The following is a 17,988-nucleotide window of genomic DNA, read 5'->3' on the forward strand; positions in this document are numbered from 1 at the left end:
CTTGCAGTATTACTGCCCACGAGCTCCGAGTAAAAGGGCAGCAAGATATCGGTTGTGATACAACCGGACATCTTGCCGATTGCAGGAACGGGGCAATCTTTGAGCTTCTGTTTAAAAAAAACATTTTTTTTTATACTGCTTAATAATATATCTGATAAAATTATCAGGAACATCTCATAAGAGTTATCAATTGTAATAAGTTAAGCCGTACTTAATTTGACACTAAATTATAAAAGCCGTTGGTGCTGAGCAATCCCCTCTATATTTTGAATGGGGTAAATTGTCTGTAACTTTTTATTTTTACTAATCAAATATTATTAATTTAAAACACGTGAATTATGATTACAAAAAATGATGTTGCCAAGGTTTTTGATACTGTACTTAGTATCCCTGGCATGTGTGAAATGGTGAAGATTGATTTGAAAATTTCACGAAAAAATGTACTATTATTAAGCCATATTATTTCCGATGGACTTACAAATGAAAAGGATGCTTCAAGTCTGCTCGGAAGCATAGGAGAGGAGGGATTTTCGGAACTCAAAAATCTTTCCGAGGAATGCCTGCAGAAAGCGGGACTTGTCGAGCTCAATCAGAAGCTGATTACCCTTAGCGAGGCTTGTAAATCTTAAATAAAAATGCAAAAGAATAAAGGTGCTTTAGAGATACAATGTATTTATAAAGCACTTTTTATTTTCGGAAGTACTAATTTAAAAAGTCTTGTTTTTGACAGCATTTGTCTTGTTTTTGATATTAATTTAAAAACAGTTGCTATTTACTTTTGATCTAGGATGTTATTCAAAAATTCTAAACTTTAAATTATAGATTATGAATTTGAAAACCAATATCAAAAGAAATATCATTGAAGTAGTTTATCTTCTTTATGTTCTATTGTTTGTTTATGCTGCAGTAAGTAAATTGTTGGATTTTGAAAACTTTCAGGTACAAATTGGCCAGTCTCCACTTTTAAGTGCGTTTGCCCAATGGGTCTCCTGGCTGGTTCCTATAATTGAACTGCTCATTGCATTTCTGCTATTGCTACCTAAGTTTAAAAATCTCGGACTATATGCAGCATTTAGCCTGATGATTATGTTCACGGCCTACATTTTTATCGTACTTCATTACAGTTCTTTTGTCCCTTGTTCCTGTGGGGGTATATTAGAGAAGATGAGTTGGGAGATACATCTTATATTTAATCTGTTTTTTGTTTTATTAGCTGCACTGGCTATTATATCTCAAAATGATTTTTCAATAAAACAAAAAGGTAATAATAGTTACCTGCCTATAAAAAAAATGGCCACGTTATCAGTTCTGAGTATAGGCGTGATCATAGTGTTATTCCTGATATCAGAAAAAATTATGCATAATGAGAATCCCTTTATAAGACGCTATGCTAATCACCCCGCAACTTTTCTTGATCAAAAGGACCTGCAGTTTAATTCATACTATTTTGCTGGTGTAAACAGAGGGCGAATATATCTTGGTAATTATACCACAGCTTTAAAGCTGCTTTCTTTTGATAGTAAGCTGCAAAACAAACTGGCACATACCATCATCTTTGACCCTAAAAAGATTCCTTTTCGAAGGGTTACAATCAGGTTAAAGGAGCGTTATTTTTATTTGAAAGATGGAAGTGTACCGGCAGTCTTTCGTGGAAGTATTTCAGATTGGAAAATTAACACAGAGATCAAAGGACTGCCGTACTTTAATCAGGCAGAGCCGATGGATAGTTCCTCTCTTGTATTTCGCTCGAATAACGGACTGAATCTGGCCAATATATTGGGAGTATTCAGATCTGATAAAACCCCTAAAATAAAATACAATAGTTCGCTTTTGCAAAAGCAGATTGATGGCGTTTTCGATACCGATGGCATGCTAGTGTATAATGAAAAAACAAATAAAATAGTATATGTTTATTTTTATCGCAATGAGTTTATAGTAGCAGACAAAATGGGAAAACTCGATTATCGCGGCCATACTATTGACACTACAACCAAAGCAAAAATAAAAGTATCTTATTTAGAAGATCGCCAGGTGCGCAAAATGTCTGCACCTCCCTTTATTGTCAATGCAAATGTTGCCGTTTACAGCAATCTGCTATTTATACATTCCAAAGTAAAAGGGCAATATGAAAATGATAAACTTTGGGAACAGGCTTCGATAGTTGACCTTTATGATCTAAACAAAAAATCTTATCTAATGAGTTTTCCAATTTACAATATTGGCGATCAGAAACTAAAATCCTTTATTGTTACTTCTACATCTCTATATGCTATAATTGGCAACTATCTAGTGGTTTACGATTTGAAAACAAGTATTAAAAAAGAAATGAAAGGTGGGGATCTGAAAAATTACTAACCTTAAAAATATATCGGCCGATATCAGGAGACAGATCGAAAACCTGTATAAAAAAGTAGATCAAGTTATAATTTAATATTTAGTATTATGAAAACATTATTTTTAAAAAATGTTGCACCCTTAGCGGTAGTAACATTGGCAATTACGGGAGCTTTTGCAACAATGTCAATGCAAAAGACGGCTTCGGCTGCAATACCTAAATTGGGGTATTCATTGAACGCTCAGGGAAACTGTACTAATACCTCACAAGCCTGTGAAACTGATGAAGATGAATATGTTTGCAGAATAGGCGGGGGAACTACAACAGGTGCCCAGGCTTTTGGAAAGGATAACAATGGAAATTGTGTTGAAGTATTATATCGTCCTTGAAAAAAGATTAGTTTAAAAGTAATCTTAAACTGCGATGCCGTTCCAATTCGGAACGGCATCGTTTTTATTTGTCACAATAAACTACATTGTGCCCCTATTGATCCAGTCATTTGTTTTCTCATCTTTGAGATAATGCCCAAACCATTGCAAAACCCTTTGGGTAAGATCTTTTTGATTAATAGGATTAAGCAGTGTATGTCCTTCCTTTGGATACTGAAGAAAAATACTTTTCTTTCCTAATCTGCGCAGAGCCAGATAATAGGACATACTTTGATGAGAATCTACCTGAAGGTCTTCTTTTCCAGTCCACATTAAAAGTGGTATCTGCAGTTTTTCGATAAATTCAAGCGGAGAATTTCGATCAAAATCAGCGCGATTAGTAAAAGGCGTTTTTTGCCCAAGGCGCCATCCTCCGGACGCAAAGCGCCACATTTCGGGACGGGTTGTGTTGACTCCAAGTTCAAGGAACCTTCTGGTAAGATCTGTAATAGCTCCGCTTGCTATAGCGGTTGCAAAGATCGGGGTCTGGTTGATGACAAAAGAAGCTTCGTATCCTCCAAAAGAATGTCCCTTCAGCGCTATTTTAGAAGGATCGACAAATCCAATTTCTATTACTTTTTTTGTTCCAGAAACTACGCAATCTGTTGTTGAAGGACCAACATTTCCCTTCTCGTGCTTGATATCCGGCAAAAATACAAAGTATCCTTCTGAAGTAAAAACAGCTACATTAAAGCCCGATTCATTGTATAGCGAGGGATTGTAATATTGATGCAGATCATCTGATTGCACTTCATAAATACTAACAATCATTGGATATTTTTTATTGGGATTAAAATTGGCAGGATAATATAAAATTCCTTTTAATTTTTCGTTTTTAGAATTCTGAAAATATATCATTTTATTTTTTCCCCAATAGTAACTCTCATGCTGCGGATTGCTCTGAAAAACACACTTTAATTCTGATTTTTTCTCTTTGGAAATTAATCTTGGAGGCAGGCTGAAACTTTGCTCAATACAGAAAATTTTCTGCTTTTGCGGTGCATAAGTGAATTCGTCGAAAAAGGAATCTGCATAGATAACTGGCTTTTCCCCAATATCTTTTTTCCAGTTAAAATATCCTGTTTTTCCATCTTCTCCCACTGCTCGAAGAAATAGTTCCTTGTTCAGATCGTATTGTTCAAGTAAGCGGGAATTATAAAGATATTTTTCAGTATTTCTATTTGCAGTAAGATCCAGACGATATTGTATGTTCACTTCTCGTCCATGAGTCAGTCTTCGGGAAGCACTCCCATCAGGTTTAATGGCCCAGATATCAAACTCGTCGCAAAGCAAAATCTCATCGTCAGATAAACTCCAGCCAGGATTCCCAAATGCAAAATTATCTTTTAATTCATGTACTTTTCCAGCAAAGGGAATACCTAATTTTGCTGTGATATTGATATGTTTTTTTTGGGCAATATTATAAATCCACCAGCTATTATCCCTGAAATAAGAAATGTATTTACCGGTGGGTGAGACAAACATATCTAAATAATATGCGGATTGTTTGGTTAGGAAAATATTTTTTTCTAAAGTCTTTAGATCCAATATAAAGTAATCTCTTATACTGTTGTCATCGAATAGAGGTTCATACTGTTTTGGGTTGGATAGAACTGCATATTTATGATTTGTGGAAAGTACAATGGAGGGTAATTCAGGTGTGGTAATTTGGGTGAAATTGCCAGAGAAGGGATGCCACAACGCTACTTTCGGGCTTTCATCAAATTTTCCATGACGCTGTTCCTGCGTATACACCCATTTGTCATTTGCGTTCCAGATTTCTACATTGGAATCTTCTGGATTGCGAGGTATTTTTTTTGCTTTTATAGTAAAGAAGACTTTTTGCAGATCGTCAGAAATAATAATTGCATCGGTTGAAAAATTTATAATAGAAAAGCCTTGCGGAAAACCTTTCTGTGTGGCCGGATCAAATTTGAATAATTTATCATTTTTAAGAGTAAATAGACACAGAGATTCAATTGATTCTGCTGCAGAATTTGCATAGAAAACGACTGCTTTGTCATCCTTTTGCCATGTAAAAGTATCAAAATTAAAATCTCGTGAATTGATAATCGATTTGGAGTTCTTTAACTTTGAAAGGTCAGTTAAAAATACTGAGTTTTTACCATTAAATGAAATGGAATATACCAATTGATGTCCACCGGGACTCACAGAATAATAGGTAACATCATGTATTTCCTTAAGGATTTTTCCAAAAGGTTTTTTAATGATTAAGGTATTTGTTTTTTCTGAGTCAGTAACAAGTAAAATCAACACATCAAGCGACGGGCAGTAGGAGTAATTTCCAACTTTGGGAGTGATTTCTTTTCTGCCTGTTACCGGATCGGTAACATGGATTTCATTATTTATAGTACAGACAAAATAATTATCCTTGGTAAAAACAGATTGATTAGCAGAGGGAAAGCTGAAGTTTTTATCATTATCAGTACTACGAACAAACAATGTATCGGCTCCACTTTGATAACTCATCTTATAACTAGTCCATTTTTCATCTGGAGCTATTTTATCCATTTCAAGACTGCCCCATAAATGATAGTCAGCTGCTGTCAATTGTTTTTTTTGCACCACCTGCCCCCATGAGGGACAGGCTACTAATGGCAAAATAAAAAATAAAACCAGAGACAATGCTCTTAAAAAAAACTCTTTAAAAAACAGGGTTGTATTGAGAAAAAACATCATATAAAATTTTAATATCCTGGGTTTTGAGGCCGCAGATTTGGATTTGTACTTAATTCATTTTGGGGAATAGGCAATAAGCTGTCAGTAGAATTCCATCCCGGTTTTATAGTAGAGAGTGAAGCGTCCAATTGTTCAAAGCGTTTAAGGTCAAAAAACCGGTGGCCATGCTCTGCAAAAAACTCCCATCTTCTTTCCTGTACTATTGCATTTAATATTTCTTCCTTACTTGAAGCAATGGTGTTCCCTAATCCCGCGCGGTTTCTAATTTTGTTCAGATCTTCCTTTGCGCCAATAAAATCCCCTTGCTCAATCCTGGCCTCGGCACGAATAAGGTACTGCTCGGCAAGACGAAAGATGATAGAGTACTCTTTTGATACAGCTGTATTATTTTGTTCCTTGTATTTAAAGACATGGTACCATGTGGTACTTCCTTTGGTGATCGGTTGAATCCAATTCGTTTTTCTCAAATCACCCATTGGAAATGAATTGACTAATGCCGGATTTAGAGACATAGTGGTTGGCGGACCAGTCTGGAAAATAAATAAGGAACCTTCTTTGGTATTTTGTCCAGCTGCAGCTGACTGCAATTGCCAAATCGTTTCTCTTGAAGAAATTAGAAAAACCTTTGTCGGATCTTCCAAAGAAAATATTTCCGTTTGGTTCAGTACTGCTGAAGCTTGGTTTGCCGCCTGAGCATACAATTTGTTATTCAGGTATACCCGTGCCAGTAATGCCTGGCAAACTAATTTATTTGGGCGCGTCCTGTCACTGCTGCTGTAGGTCTCTGATAAAAGCAAAATGGAATTTTCCAAATCAGCAATAATATTTGCATATACTTCACTGCTTTGATCCCTGCTTACCGTACTGTTTTTTTGATAATCGGTTGTTTTGATGTAAGGAACATTTCCAAAAAGACTGGTCAGATAAAAATGAGCCAGCGCACGTATAAACAAGGCTTCACCTTTGAGCTGATTCTTGTTTTCAATCGAGAGCGAAGTGCTGTTTTCTACACCTTCCATTAGTGAATTGGCAGCATAAATTTGATTGTAGGAAGTATTCCAATACCCTGCTATAATTGAGCTGGAAGGCAATACTGCATTATTGTAGAACTGCATACTTGGATTAGATGGGTTTCCATACGCTATTATTTCATCTGTATAATTTCCCAATTGATTGGTTAATCCTGTATTGGTACCTGTTAAAGGACCCGTATCCCTAATTTTAGCATAAATGTTTATCAGTGCTGCATTCGCGGTTTCATAATTCTCAAATACAGCGTTGCTGGTGAGTTGTGATTTTGGAAGATCAACTTCTACAAAAGAATCACAACCGTTAATTATAAATAGGAAACTCAATCCCACTACGCATTGTTTAGTTAGATGTATCATTTTCATTGAATTAAAATGTTATTTGTACGCCAGCTGTAATCACTTTAAGAGGGGGAAGGAAACCGGAAGTTGTAAATTCAGGATCTCCATCTTTGTATTTTGTGAAGGTCAAAAGGTTCTGGCCCTGAAGCATGATTTTACAATTGGTTTCTTTAAGATTTAACGGCACTTCATAGGTAAGGGAAATATTTTTTAAGCGAATAAAAGAAGCATCTGCTATGATGGCATCACTCTCAGAATAATAAAAATCGGCTGTTAATGCATCACTGTTGTAACCTGTGGTGTTAATTTGGTAAAGCGAGCTGTCTCCAGCTTGTTGCCATGAGTTACTTATCCTGCTTTGCTGATTGGACATCATTCCTGCAGGACCCATGGGAAACAGGCGATTTTTTTGCTTTACGAATTGAAAAAGAAAGTCAAGGCTCCAGCGATTATAAGTCAATTGATTTTGGATACCACCGAAGTATTCGGGATTCAGGTCAGCGGTAATTTGTCTGTCTTCAGGAAATGAAATAACACCATCATTGTTGGGGTCTTCAAATTCATAAACGCCTGTTTGAGAATTAATACCCTTATATTTATAAATCAGCGCAATATTGAGCGGTTCGCCAATTCTATATTGTTCTTTATAAGTAGAGCTTTCCAATCCGGGAAAACTAACCAGTTTATTTTGGGCAAATGTGATATTGAAATTTGTTGTCCACTGAAAATTTCCTTTATTGAAATTCACTGTACGGAGTGTCAGCTCCAATCCACTATTTTCAACAGTTGCATCGAGGTTAGCCTGTATGGTTGTAAAGCCTGTAGTTCCGGGCAGCGGTATGCCTACCAATTGATTTGAAGAACGGTTTTGGTACCATGATGCTGTTGTAAAAATGCGATCATTTAAAAAGCCCAATTCCATTGCAAACTCCAGTTTTTTGTTGATCTCCCACCCAAAATTAGGATTGAAGAGCCTTGAAGGCTGTAACCCAATACTTCCATTGTAACTAATACCCGTAGTGGTGTAGGTATTTAAGAATTGATAATCTCCAATTTGATCATTTCCTGTTGTCCCATAGCTTGCTCGTATTTTTCCAAAACTCAGCCAAGTGCTGGATTTCATAAAACTTTCGTTTGTGAAAAGCCAGGCAGCTCCAATAGCCCCAAATGTGGAGAATTGGTTACCAGGTCCAAAACGGCTTGAACCATCACGGCGTGCGGTAAGATTTAAAATATAGCGCTGCTGCCAATTATAGTTTAACCTTCCAAAAAAGGCTTGATACTTATATTGTGTTTCATCATTTTGCAGTACTGTAAGGGTTTTGGCAGCCGCTAAGTTGTAAATAAGACTGTTAGAACTGAAGCCGCTGCCAGACTGATATAGGGTTTTATTACTTTGGTTTTGAAATGTAGCTCCTAAAAGGATACCGAATTTTCCTTTTGCAATATCTTTTTCCCAATTGATTTGCGGCTCAGCAATCCACGAAGAACGATTGGTTATATTGCTGTAGATAGTAGAACGCGAACTGCTCACGCTATAAATAGGGTTATAAACAGATGAAGGAGAAGTACGTGTTTCTGTGGTACCTAAATCTGTATAGCCAAAGCTGCTTTTTACTGTAAGATTATCAGCAAGTTCATAAGACAATACAGTATTGGCGACAAGATCTTTCGTTTTGGATTTAAATTGAGCGTTGAGGTTTCCAAGGGGATTTTCCCAAGTTTCATTCTCCCAGTTCAAAGAACCGTCGGGATTGTAGAGTGCGGGCGCATTAGGAGCAAGGGTACGCGCATAATAGGTGAGATCAAAGGCCGGCTGATCGTTATCCTGCACATTATAGACAGCTGAAAAATTCATACGAAACTTATTATCCTCCGAGCGATGATTGATGTTAATCTGTGCACCTCCTTTGTTATAACCGAAATCTCCGGGATAAACTACTGATTCATCATGGTAATTACCACTTAAGAGAAATTGGGTATGTTCTGATCCGCCAGAGACCGCTCCCTGAATATCGCTGATTTGAGAAGTTCCACCTATAAGCTCTTTCTGCCAATTGGTATTACGGTTCTGATCCCATGTTCCATTAATGTCATAATCAGTTTCACCGTACTCTATACCATCATTTATGAAAGCTTGTTTTCTCATAGCCAGATATTGTCCGGTATTCATAAGATCCATAAATTTTGTTACTTTTCCGGCCCCGGTCGAACTTGTGATGGTGAATTTTGTTTTCCCTGCTTTTCCTTTTTTAGTTGTAATCAATACTACCCCATTAGCTCCACGAGATCCGTAGATAGAGGTTGCATCGGCATCTTTCAGGACTTCAATACTTTCGATATTATCTGGATTGATGCTGTTGAGCGGACTGGTAGCAGTTGGGTATATGGTAGAGGTCTGTCTATATCCAATTGGATCAGAGGCATAGGGAACACCGTCAATGATGTAGAGCGGAGCATTTGCAGTAGAACGCACACTGTTCTGACCCCTGATTTTGATATCAAAACCGCCGCCGGCCACACCTGTGGTCTGAGTTATGCTTACCCCGGCCATTCTGCCCTGCATGGCAGCTAGAACATTAGTTACAGGCTGCGTCTGAATATCTTTAGAAGTAATACGGGCTATATTTCCTGTACGTTCACTTTCTTTTACAGAATAATATCCTGCGTTAACTCGAACTTCCTGCAGGGTGGTCGTATCATATATCAATTGAACATCGACTTTTGTACGACCATTTACAGGTACTAGTACGGTTTTAAAACCAATAAACGACACTATTAAAGTATCCTGCGGGGAGGCAGAAAGACTGTATTGCCCACTATAATCTGAAATAGCTGTAGAATTAGTTTTATTCTTTACAGCAATAGTAACTCCTGGCAATGGATTGATGCCATCTGTGATAGTTCCCTGAATATGATGCTGTTGGAAATTAGAGAGGTTATGCCTAAAAGTTTTTTTAGCATAAACGGATGAAAAAGACAAGAGCATACCCATAAAAATTAGGCAATAAAGATCTTTCCCATCCTTGTAAAATGAAAAATTATTCATAATATTGGATTGGTTAGTTGAACGATGGTTTGATTGGCTACGGTCCTCTATGGTTGTTTGGCGACGAAGTAGAGGGCCATTTTTTATGCATTAAGTGGAAGTCTTAATTGACATAAAGAAGATTTATTTAAAACATAAGCAATAATTGTTTTTAAAGGTTGGACTTCTTTGATACGAAACTTTAAAAAAGAAAAGCTATTGCCAAGAATAATAAGAGAGTTTGGGTAATAAAAAAGGCGCGGAACTCAGCTTATTGACTTGAGGTACTGGAAATACCGAGGAACAATAAGTGAGCCCACGCCATAGGCGTGAGCATCTTACTTATCCTCTCGTTCCTTTTAAATTTCCAGTTTTCAAGTCGAGATTCTAAGCGAATGCTTCAAATATTTTTATGTGAAGAATCGCAAATATATAAATTCAATCACAAATATAATAAAAAAAACTCACAACTACACATATATGTGTAGGATTAATATTTTTTTATACTGCAAATTTATCTTGTGGAAGAAAAAGAAATAAATAAGGTACAAATTGCTCTTGGAGCTACTATAAGGAAAATTAGAGAGGAGAGGACTAATTATTCACAATCTAAGTTAGCTGTTGAAATTGGCATGTCAGAAAATCAGGTGAGTAGAATTGAAAGAGGCGAAACAAACCCAACAGTCAAAACCCTAACCATAATTGCAAAAGCCTTAAAAGTTGATATAAAGGATCTATTTGTATAAAGTAATAGGTATAAATTACTCTTAAAAAACTACTCCATTTCAATTTGATTTACGTAAAAATTAGAAAAAACTATATTAAATACAAAAGATGCTTAGGCATCTTTTTTTATTTCGTTGAAATTATAAAAACACGTATTTATACGGGGTCTCTCTATTTATTAAAAAACTAATTTGCCATTTCAAGGTATAATTATGGAAAACCGTAAAAGAAAATGAAATTGGTTACGTAAGTTTGATAGTAAGAGATTATAAATGGCATAAAGCTATCTGATAATGTGCGTTACTAAGCCATTCTATGACAAGAATAAACGAGTTATGCGTGATACTGCCCAAACTAACTAAAATAAATAATATCAGAAGAATCTATAATGAAAATTAAATTCCCTTGTTCAAAATGTTTTATTGAACGCATAGAAACAATAGATTTTATTCAAGTTCAAGACGGAAGTTTATATTTTTACACTTGTTCGCAAGGTCATAAAAATGTATACTTTGAAAAAAATGAAAAGTTTGAGTTATTGATGGAATCTGCTGTATATGCAATTCTTGATGGTTATTATAGAGAAGCTGTTTCATCAATGTCAGCAAGTTTAGAACGCTTACAAGAATTTGCTATTAAAGTATTATGTAAAGAAAGCGAAGTTTCAGATGAACTCTTTAAAACGTCATGGAAAGAAGTGAGTCAACAATCAGAAAGACAACTAGGCGCATTTATATTTTTATATACTCAGAAATACAAATCTATTCCAGATACTTTAAATAGTAATGAAAGAAACTTTAGAAACGATATTATTCATAAAGGAAAATTTCCAACTTATGAAGAAACTATAAAATATGGACAAAGAATTTTAGACATTACATTTAATATTCTTAGTAAGCTTAGAAGTACATCTGAACAAACAATAAGAAATTTTGCAGACCAAAAACAAGAAGAAATGTTTAGAAAGTTTGAAGAAATTAATGAAGACCCATTTACGGTATTATCACCAAACATAATAAACTTGCATTATCATATTTCAAGTTTTGAGAAAACAAACTTAGTTGAATATTTAGAATTAGCTAAAATAGAACATAATAAAAAAAGTACGAACGCATAACAGCTACAATGGATTTTGGCAATTGGTTTAATGGAAAGTTGGTTTTGGATTTGGGATGATTTGGTAAATCCTAAGAATGGGCTTAATTTAGTACCAAACCCGCTGTAGCACCAAGACGTTAGGGCAAGCATCAAAAATGACACACATTAACAATTAACCAAACGAATTCACAATGATAATTGAAACATATACAAATTTAGCAGAAAAAGCAAACCACTTTGACACCGTTAATATTGACAACAAAGCAGACCTTGACAATCTAATTGCAAAATGGACACAAAAGGACAATGATAAAAAAATGATTTTTCGCGGATTGACGGAAGCCAAATATAAACTGATTAACTCTGCTCAACGTTTTTGGAATGGAGAAGAATTAGACAAACTTGGAAGAACTTATAAAGATTTTATTCAAACTGAAATAGACAAAGCCAAAACATTTCAGAACAACCTTTTGATAAAATTTTACGATGCTTTTGGACATACAGCTTATGATTTGTCAATTTTAAGTTTTTTACAACACTATAAAGCACCCACTCCATTACTTGATTTCACTTATAATTTCGACAGTGCATTATTCTTTGGTACTGACGGATTAACTCATAGTCCATCAACAGACATTGGTAACTATTTTTCTATATATGCAATCAATACAGAGGAAAAAGACTTCACTTCATTTATCTCACATTTAGATTCCAGTATTTTGCAAATTGACAGTATCTTGGAAAGTAACAAGGAAATCGAAATTGATACTACAGAAATCTTAAACAAATTTGAACAATTACAATACAGTCATTTTCATGAACTCACACTTTTTTATCTCCCTGGATATATTCAAGGTGGCACTTCTTTCACTATTGCTAACAAACCCAATTTTAAATTAGTTTACAATCAACATAACCTTAATATAATTAATCAAGAGGGATTATTTGTATTTAATTCCGACCCAACACATCCTTTAGAAGATTTTTTTAGCGGTGGTTCTGGGACAGGTTTTCAATCAACATTTCAACTACCAAAAATGAAGTGTTGGAATATTCACAAGAGCTTAAACGAATACGTAGTTAGACACCTAACAGAGAATAGACCATGGCCAATAAATAAAGAATTCATGTATCCACAAGAGGAATTTATTGCAAGTAGTGCTTTTAAGCAATTCAAGAACTTCACATAATAAGCGACGAATGCCAGCCCCTAACAGCTTGGCGATATTGGGGTTTTAGGCTGAATTTAAAGATGGTTTTGTATTTGGAAAATTTGTGTTTAACCGAAAAATCTCGCATCTTTATTCCCAACCTCGCCAGGCACCAGAACGTTAGCTGTAATATTTCCAGAAAAAAAGAATTATATGAAATACATAAAATCAATTATTATCTTATTTATAATTGCATTTTCATTATATATCGGATATAACGCAATTTTTCCATATAATTCTCCTGAATGGATGGGATTCGCCCCATATGATGCAGTCAAAAGTGGTGCAGAACCAAAAAAATTATGGGACTGGTTAGACTTACTAATTGTTCCTTTATCAATTGCAACAATCGGCTGGATATATAAAGAATATGAAAAATCCAAAGATGAAAAAAAGGACTTTGAAAATAAACAAAATGAGACATTAGATTCTTACTTCAGAGTTATTTCTGACTTAATAATAAAATCAAATTTGCTTGATATTCATTTAAATAAAGAAAGTAAAATTATTGCTAGAACTCGTACAATTGTTGCGATAGAAAATCTTAACGATGAAAGAAAAGGGCAAGTTCTACAATTTTTATATGAATCTAAATTAATAGATAAAGATATTATAGAATTGATAGGTGCTAATTTTAGAACTTCTGAAGTTTCTGGAATAGTATTAAAAGACACAATAATAAAAGGTGTTTATTTTTGTAATTCAAAATTTATAAGATCTTATTTAGATCGTTCCGTATTTACAGCTTGTGATTTTACTAATACAGATTTCACTGATTCATCAATGCAAAACACTGATTTATCGTATACTAAATTAATCAGATGTAAATTAGTAAATATTGATTTGACCACTGTTGACTTTGAGGGTGCTGACCTAACAGATGCTGACCTAACAAACTCAGTAATACTCAAAAGTCAATTAGAAAAAATATTTAAAAAAAATAATATCAAATTAAATAAAACTAAAATATTATGAGTGAAAATTGTTCAAGATGTAATGGAAACGGTCAAATAGCTTGCCCAGGTTGTGGAGGAAGAGGTGCAAAGAGCCAAAATAAAGGTCTTAATGAAACTAAAGTTGTCAATTGTTCTGGTTGCAATGGAAGTGGTCGAGCAACTTGTGGTGGATGTGGAGGAAGTGGTAAAAAATAAATACTACAGCTAACAGCACTACAACGGATTTAGGGAATAGGCTCAATGGGAATATACTTTTGTATTCAGGATAATTTGGCAAATCCTAGATTAGCGTTTAATTTAATCAAACTCGATGTATGGAAAACGTTAAACCCAAAATATATAAAATGGATAAAAAAGAAATCTCAGTTAGTGTTTTAAAATCAATTTTCGGTGTAATACCATATGGTGGAAATGCACTTGATGAATTGTTTTTTGAATATAGTGGAAGAATAAAGCAAAAAAGACTTAACAGGTTTGTGGAAATATTAGCGGATAACTTCACAAAAGATAGGGAGATAAATTTAGAAAATATTAAAACAGAAGATTTCAATGACTTGTTCGAATCAGTTTTAAGAAGAGTTGTTCAAACGAAATCTGAATTAAAATTAGTGAGATTCAAAGATATTTTAATAAAGGAATTAAACTGTCCTTCAGAAAATGTTGAACTTATTGATCATTTTCTAGATTTGATAAGTAATTTAACTGAAGAAGAAATTACAATACTTTACAATCATAGATATTTCACAATAAAATATGAAGAAGAAATTGATGAAATGAATTTATTGAAAGACAATCTAAATTCACTAGAACAACAAATGAAAAATGAAACAATAATTATTAATGAATCAAAATTTAGAAAACCACACGATGAAGTCAAAATAAAATATGAAACGAAGAAAGAGTATATTCTTTCTTTTGCTAAATATAAGAAATCTGAATTTTATGGCTTATCGGAAAATAAATTTATGTTTTATAAACAAAGACTTTTTTCAAAAGGTCTTTTGATTGACAACAGGATGAATAGAATAGGAAACCTTCCTTTTGGCCATATGGGCATAACAGAATTTGGAATTGAATTTATTGATTTTATAAAAAATAGTGAGGAATAACTGTGAGTAAGATTTGCTACAATTGATTTTGGTAATTGGCTTTATGTAAAGATGGAATAGGATTTGTAAAGTCATTGTTTAACTAAAGATTTTGGCTTCTTTAATCCGAAAAAGATAAAATTAGAGACTGACTTAAGATGAAATATTTAAAAGGTGCTTAGACATCTTTTTTTATTTAGTTGAAATTACAAAAAAAACACGTATTTATACGGGGGCTCTCTATTTATTAAAAAACTAATTTGCCATTTCAAGGGACAATTATGGAAAACCGTAAAAGAAAATGAAAGTGGTTAAGTAAGTTTGGTATTAAAGCTTCTAAATGGCATAAAATTATTTAAAATTATTCGGTAATAAACCATTTTATGGTAAGAATAAAAGAGTTGGCAATAATGCTAAGAACACCATACACTGATAAATATATTATTAATGGGACTTTTAGACTGGCTATTTGAAGTAGAAGAAGCAAAAAAAGATACACGAAAAAGGGTATTTATAAGTTTTGCAATTGAGGACGTTGAGTATCGAGATTATTTAGTGCAACAAGCAAGAAAAAAACATTCACCTTTTGACTTTATAGATATGTCGGTAAAGAAAGAATGGAATCAAAATGAGTGGAAAGACAGATGTAGAAATAAAATAAAAAGATGCGATGGTGTGATTGCATTACTAAGTAAAAATACTCACAGAGCTGGTGGAGCAAGATGGGAAATAAAATGCGCAAGGGAAGAAGGCATAAAAATAATTGGAATGCATATCAAAAAAAATGACAAAGGTGCAATTCCAATAGAATTACAAGGCAAACGAGTTATAGTTTGGAGTTGGAACAATTTAGAAAAATTCATAAATAAATTATAAATATGGCAAACCCAAGAGCATTCATAAGTTTTGACTTTGACAATAACGAAGGACAAAAAAAGTATTTTGTTGGACAATCAATAAATTCAAAAACTCCTTTCAATATTGAAGATTGGTCATCAAAATCTTCACTACCCCAAAACGAGTGGGAAAAAATAATCCATGAAAAAATTAATAAGTGTAATATGTTAATTGTACTTGTTGGAAAAAGTATGTTTTCAGCAACAGGAGTAGCCAAAGAGATAGCTTTTGCAAAAGAACATAATGTGCCTGTATTTGGTGTGTATGTAGATGGAGCTAACTCTTCATCAACATTACCAAGTGGTCTTACAACAGGAAGAGTTGTGGCTTGGGAATGGGAAAAAATTGCTTTTGCAATTGACCAAGTTATGAAAGAAGGTAAAAATCAATAATATATGAGAAAAGCATTAGTTATCGGAATTGATTATTATGAAACAATAAACTCACTACACGGTTGTGTTAATGATGCTTATGCGGTTAAAACAGTTCTCGATAGACATAGTGATGGGACTAAAAATTTTGATGCAGTTATTGAAATAGCAACTGGTCCAAAAGCAACAATTGAAAGAAAAGAATTAAAGAATAAAGTAGAAGAACTTTTTAAAGACAAAAGTGATATCGCATTATTTTATTTTTCAGGACACGGTTATGTAGAAAGCACAGGAGGATATTTAATTACCTCTGAATGCAAAGATGGAGATGACGGACTTTCAATGAATGATTTATTAGAAATTGCAAATAACTCTCCTGCAAGAAATAAAATTATAATTCTTGACTGTTGTCATTCAGGAATGGTTGGTAAAACTTCTCAAAAAGGAGACAGATCAATTCTTTCAGAAGGGTTAACGATTCTAACAGCATCAAGTGAAACCCAATATGCAATAGAAGAAAACGGTTCTGGAGTTTTTACAACTTTATTTATAGACGCAATGAATGGTAGTGCATCAAATCTAGTTGGAGATATAACACCTGGTAGTATTTATGCTCATATTGATCAATCTCTTGGCTCTTGGGAACAACGACCAATTTTCAAAACAAATGTTACAACCTTTACTACACTACGAAAAGTTCAGCCACCTATAGCATTGTCAGATTTAAAACAATTGATAAAACTTTTTCCAGTAAAAGGTCAAAATTTCAAATTAGATCCTTCATTTGAACCTGAAAGTGCTAACCCTGATGAAGACAATGTATTACAATTTAAAATATTACAAAAGTTTAACCGAATAAATCTTGTTATACCTGTTGATGCTGAACATATGTATTATGCCGCAATGGAATCAAAAGCATGTAAATTAACAATACTCGGAGAACATTATTGGAATTTACTTGACCGAGATAGATTATGAACTAAGTTGATATGAGCACTACTGCCAACAGCGGTTTCGCTCAATGGCTGGTTTATCTTTCTAAGCCGGAGATTACTCAACCGGAAAATTGTACATATTAACAACTAACTATAAAGTTGTCTACACTGCGTGAAGCCGCGGAACGTTAGCCACAATTTAAAAAAAAGACAATTTTGGAAAATTTAAATAATGTAGAAACTTACTTAAAAGTATTCGTTGGAATAATTGGAATAATTGCTGCATTTATAAAATTAAGAGAAAGTTTTGCTTCAATAAAAAGAAAACAAGAATTGAAACTTGATTTGGAGATTTTGGAAAAATTAAAATCAAATGACAATTTTGAAAGTTCCGAAATTGAAGAGAAAATTAATTATAAACTAAAAAAAGCATTTGGGAACCAATCAGAAAACTTGACCAACTTTTTTGTTGGAATTGCTGTATTTGTAGGTTTCGGATTTTGGACTGTTGACATATTTAGAAGTTCTATCGTATTTAACGGTTGGATAATTTTGACTTTGCTCTGCTGTTTAATTGGGCTGACTATGATTTTTAGCAATGATAATAAAAAAGAAGAGGAAGTTGTCTTCTATCAAATAGGTTTTTATAATAAGGAGAATTTTAGAATAGGAGTAATAATTACACTATTAACTGGAATTTTAACAGTTATTTTAATTTGGAAACTCGATGGATTTTCTTTTTGGCAATTCCTCTCAGGATTGCTTTGTGTAATTGGAATTGGTAGTCTGATAAAAAATATAAAACGAATAGAAAATTATGATTAACAGCCGTTTAGCAAGATTTA

Annotated in this window: 16 protein-coding genes; 13 read left to right on the forward strand and 3 right to left on the reverse strand. The window is 33.8% G+C overall.

Going from position 1 to position 17,988, the window contains the following annotated elements:
* Positions 1-338 precede the first annotated feature (338 nt).
* From BUE10_RS19315 to BUE10_RS19325, 4 genes are all read left to right on the forward strand, one after another.
* Entirely contained in the window at positions 339-629 is a 291-nt protein-coding gene (locus tag BUE10_RS19315; RefSeq protein ID WP_073487771.1) for a hypothetical protein, read from the forward strand.
* A 6-nt stretch (positions 630-635) separates the two neighbouring features.
* Positions 636-782 carry a hypothetical protein gene (locus BUE10_RS24050; protein ID WP_159439073.1) on the forward strand — a complete coding sequence of 49 codons (147 nt, stop codon included), beginning with the start codon at positions 636-638 and terminating at the stop codon, positions 780-782.
* A 43-nt stretch (positions 783-825) separates the two neighbouring features.
* On the forward strand, positions 826-2,355 hold the full coding sequence (locus tag BUE10_RS19320; protein WP_073487773.1) for a MauE/DoxX family redox-associated membrane protein: 1,530 nt from the start codon (positions 826-828) through the stop codon (positions 2,353-2,355).
* Between the two features lie 87 nt (positions 2,356-2,442).
* Positions 2,443-2,724 (forward strand): DUF6520 family protein, encoded by a 282-nt coding sequence (locus tag BUE10_RS19325; protein WP_073487775.1) that lies wholly within the window; start codon positions 2,443-2,445, stop codon positions 2,722-2,724.
* Positions 2,725-2,805: 81 nt separating this feature from the next.
* Here BUE10_RS19325 and BUE10_RS19330 read toward each other — a convergent pair whose 3' ends face one another.
* Genes BUE10_RS19330 through BUE10_RS19340 form a run of 3 tightly spaced genes read right to left on the reverse strand, consistent with a single transcriptional unit; the run spans position 2,806 to position 9,882 of the window.
* Positions 2,806-5,463, reverse strand: coding sequence for a S9 family peptidase (locus BUE10_RS19330; RefSeq protein WP_083598186.1), 2,658 nt, complete (start codon positions 5,461-5,463; stop codon positions 2,806-2,808).
* Between the two features lie 8 nt (positions 5,464-5,471).
* Positions 5,472-6,851 carry a RagB/SusD family nutrient uptake outer membrane protein gene (locus tag BUE10_RS19335; protein ID WP_234984773.1) on the reverse strand — a complete coding sequence of 460 codons (1,380 nt, stop codon included), beginning with the start codon at positions 6,849-6,851 and terminating at the stop codon, positions 5,472-5,474.
* A 10-nt stretch (positions 6,852-6,861) separates the two neighbouring features.
* A complete protein-coding gene (locus BUE10_RS19340) occupies positions 6,862-9,882 on the reverse strand; it encodes a SusC/RagA family TonB-linked outer membrane protein (RefSeq protein ID WP_073487781.1) in 3,021 nt (1,006 codons plus the stop codon).
* Between the two features lie 500 nt (positions 9,883-10,382).
* On the opposite strand from BUE10_RS19340, the gene BUE10_RS19345 reads away from it, so the two are divergent.
* The 9 genes from BUE10_RS19345 (at position 10,383) to BUE10_RS19390 (ending at position 17,968) form a co-directional block, all read left to right on the forward strand.
* Entirely contained in the window at positions 10,383-10,607 is a 225-nt protein-coding gene (locus BUE10_RS19345; RefSeq protein ID WP_143187746.1) for a helix-turn-helix domain-containing protein, read from the forward strand.
* A gap of 368 nt (positions 10,608-10,975) precedes the next feature.
* Entirely contained in the window at positions 10,976-11,704 is a 729-nt protein-coding gene (locus BUE10_RS19350; protein WP_073487783.1) for a hypothetical protein, read from the forward strand.
* 172 nt (positions 11,705-11,876) lie between these two features.
* A complete protein-coding gene (locus BUE10_RS19355) occupies positions 11,877-12,875 on the forward strand; it encodes an FRG domain-containing protein (RefSeq protein WP_073487785.1) in 999 nt (332 codons plus the stop codon).
* A gap of 174 nt (positions 12,876-13,049) precedes the next feature.
* Positions 13,050-13,871: a pentapeptide repeat-containing protein gene (locus BUE10_RS19360; RefSeq protein ID WP_073487787.1), complete on the forward strand. Its 822-nt coding sequence runs from the start codon at positions 13,050-13,052 to the stop codon at positions 13,869-13,871.
* 325 nt (positions 13,872-14,196) lie between these two features.
* Positions 14,197-14,961, forward strand: coding sequence for a hypothetical protein (locus BUE10_RS19370; RefSeq protein ID WP_143187747.1), 765 nt, complete (start codon positions 14,197-14,199; stop codon positions 14,959-14,961).
* A gap of 426 nt (positions 14,962-15,387) precedes the next feature.
* On the forward strand, positions 15,388-15,816 hold the full coding sequence (locus tag BUE10_RS19375; RefSeq protein ID WP_073487792.1) for a TIR domain-containing protein: 429 nt from the start codon (positions 15,388-15,390) through the stop codon (positions 15,814-15,816).
* Positions 15,817-15,818: 2 nt separating this feature from the next.
* Entirely contained in the window at positions 15,819-16,229 is a 411-nt protein-coding gene (locus BUE10_RS19380) for a TIR domain-containing protein (RefSeq protein ID WP_073487794.1), read from the forward strand.
* Positions 16,230-16,232: 3 nt separating this feature from the next.
* Positions 16,233-17,186 (forward strand): caspase family protein, encoded by a 954-nt coding sequence (locus BUE10_RS19385; RefSeq protein ID WP_073487796.1) that lies wholly within the window; start codon positions 16,233-16,235, stop codon positions 17,184-17,186.
* A 173-nt stretch (positions 17,187-17,359) separates the two neighbouring features.
* Positions 17,360-17,968 carry a hypothetical protein gene (locus BUE10_RS19390; RefSeq protein ID WP_073487798.1) on the forward strand — a complete coding sequence of 203 codons (609 nt, stop codon included), beginning with the start codon at positions 17,360-17,362 and terminating at the stop codon, positions 17,966-17,968.
* Positions 17,969-17,988: the final 20 nt, after the last annotated feature.

Origin of the sequence: Flavobacterium sp. CF108 (assembly GCF_900129795.1) — a bacterium.
GTDB lineage: Bacteria > Bacteroidota > Bacteroidia > Flavobacteriales > Flavobacteriaceae > Flavobacterium.

Bases quoted from the DNA above. Each gene is read 5' to 3' on its own strand.
- BUE10_RS19315 (WP_073487771.1), top strand. From the start codon at position 339: ATGATTACAAAAAATGATGTTGCCAAGGTTTTTGATACTGTACTTAGT.
- BUE10_RS24050 (WP_159439073.1), top strand. From the start codon at position 636: ATGCAAAAGAATAAAGGTGCTTTAGAGATACAATGTATTTATAAAGCA.
- BUE10_RS19320 (WP_073487773.1), top strand. From the start codon at position 826: ATGAATTTGAAAACCAATATCAAAAGAAATATCATTGAAGTAGTTTAT.
- BUE10_RS19325 (WP_073487775.1), top strand. From the start codon at position 2,443: ATGAAAACATTATTTTTAAAAAATGTTGCACCCTTAGCGGTAGTAACA.
- BUE10_RS19330 (WP_083598186.1), bottom strand. From the start codon at position 5,463: ATGATGTTTTTTCTCAATACAACCCTGTTTTTTAAAGAGTTTTTTTTA.
- BUE10_RS19335 (WP_234984773.1), bottom strand. From the start codon at position 6,851: ATGATACATCTAACTAAACAATGCGTAGTGGGATTGAGTTTCCTATTT.
- BUE10_RS19340 (WP_073487781.1), bottom strand. From the start codon at position 9,882: ATGAATAATTTTTCATTTTACAAGGATGGGAAAGATCTTTATTGCCTA.
- BUE10_RS19350 (WP_073487783.1), top strand. From the start codon at position 10,976: ATGAAAATTAAATTCCCTTGTTCAAAATGTTTTATTGAACGCATAGAA.
- BUE10_RS19355 (WP_073487785.1), top strand. From the start codon at position 11,877: ATGATAATTGAAACATATACAAATTTAGCAGAAAAAGCAAACCACTTT.
- BUE10_RS19360 (WP_073487787.1), top strand. From the start codon at position 13,050: ATGAAATACATAAAATCAATTATTATCTTATTTATAATTGCATTTTCA.
- BUE10_RS19370 (WP_143187747.1), top strand. From the start codon at position 14,197: ATGGATAAAAAAGAAATCTCAGTTAGTGTTTTAAAATCAATTTTCGGT.
- BUE10_RS19375 (WP_073487792.1), top strand. From the start codon at position 15,388: ATGGGACTTTTAGACTGGCTATTTGAAGTAGAAGAAGCAAAAAAAGAT.
- BUE10_RS19380 (WP_073487794.1), top strand. From the start codon at position 15,819: ATGGCAAACCCAAGAGCATTCATAAGTTTTGACTTTGACAATAACGAA.
- BUE10_RS19385 (WP_073487796.1), top strand. From the start codon at position 16,233: ATGAGAAAAGCATTAGTTATCGGAATTGATTATTATGAAACAATAAAC.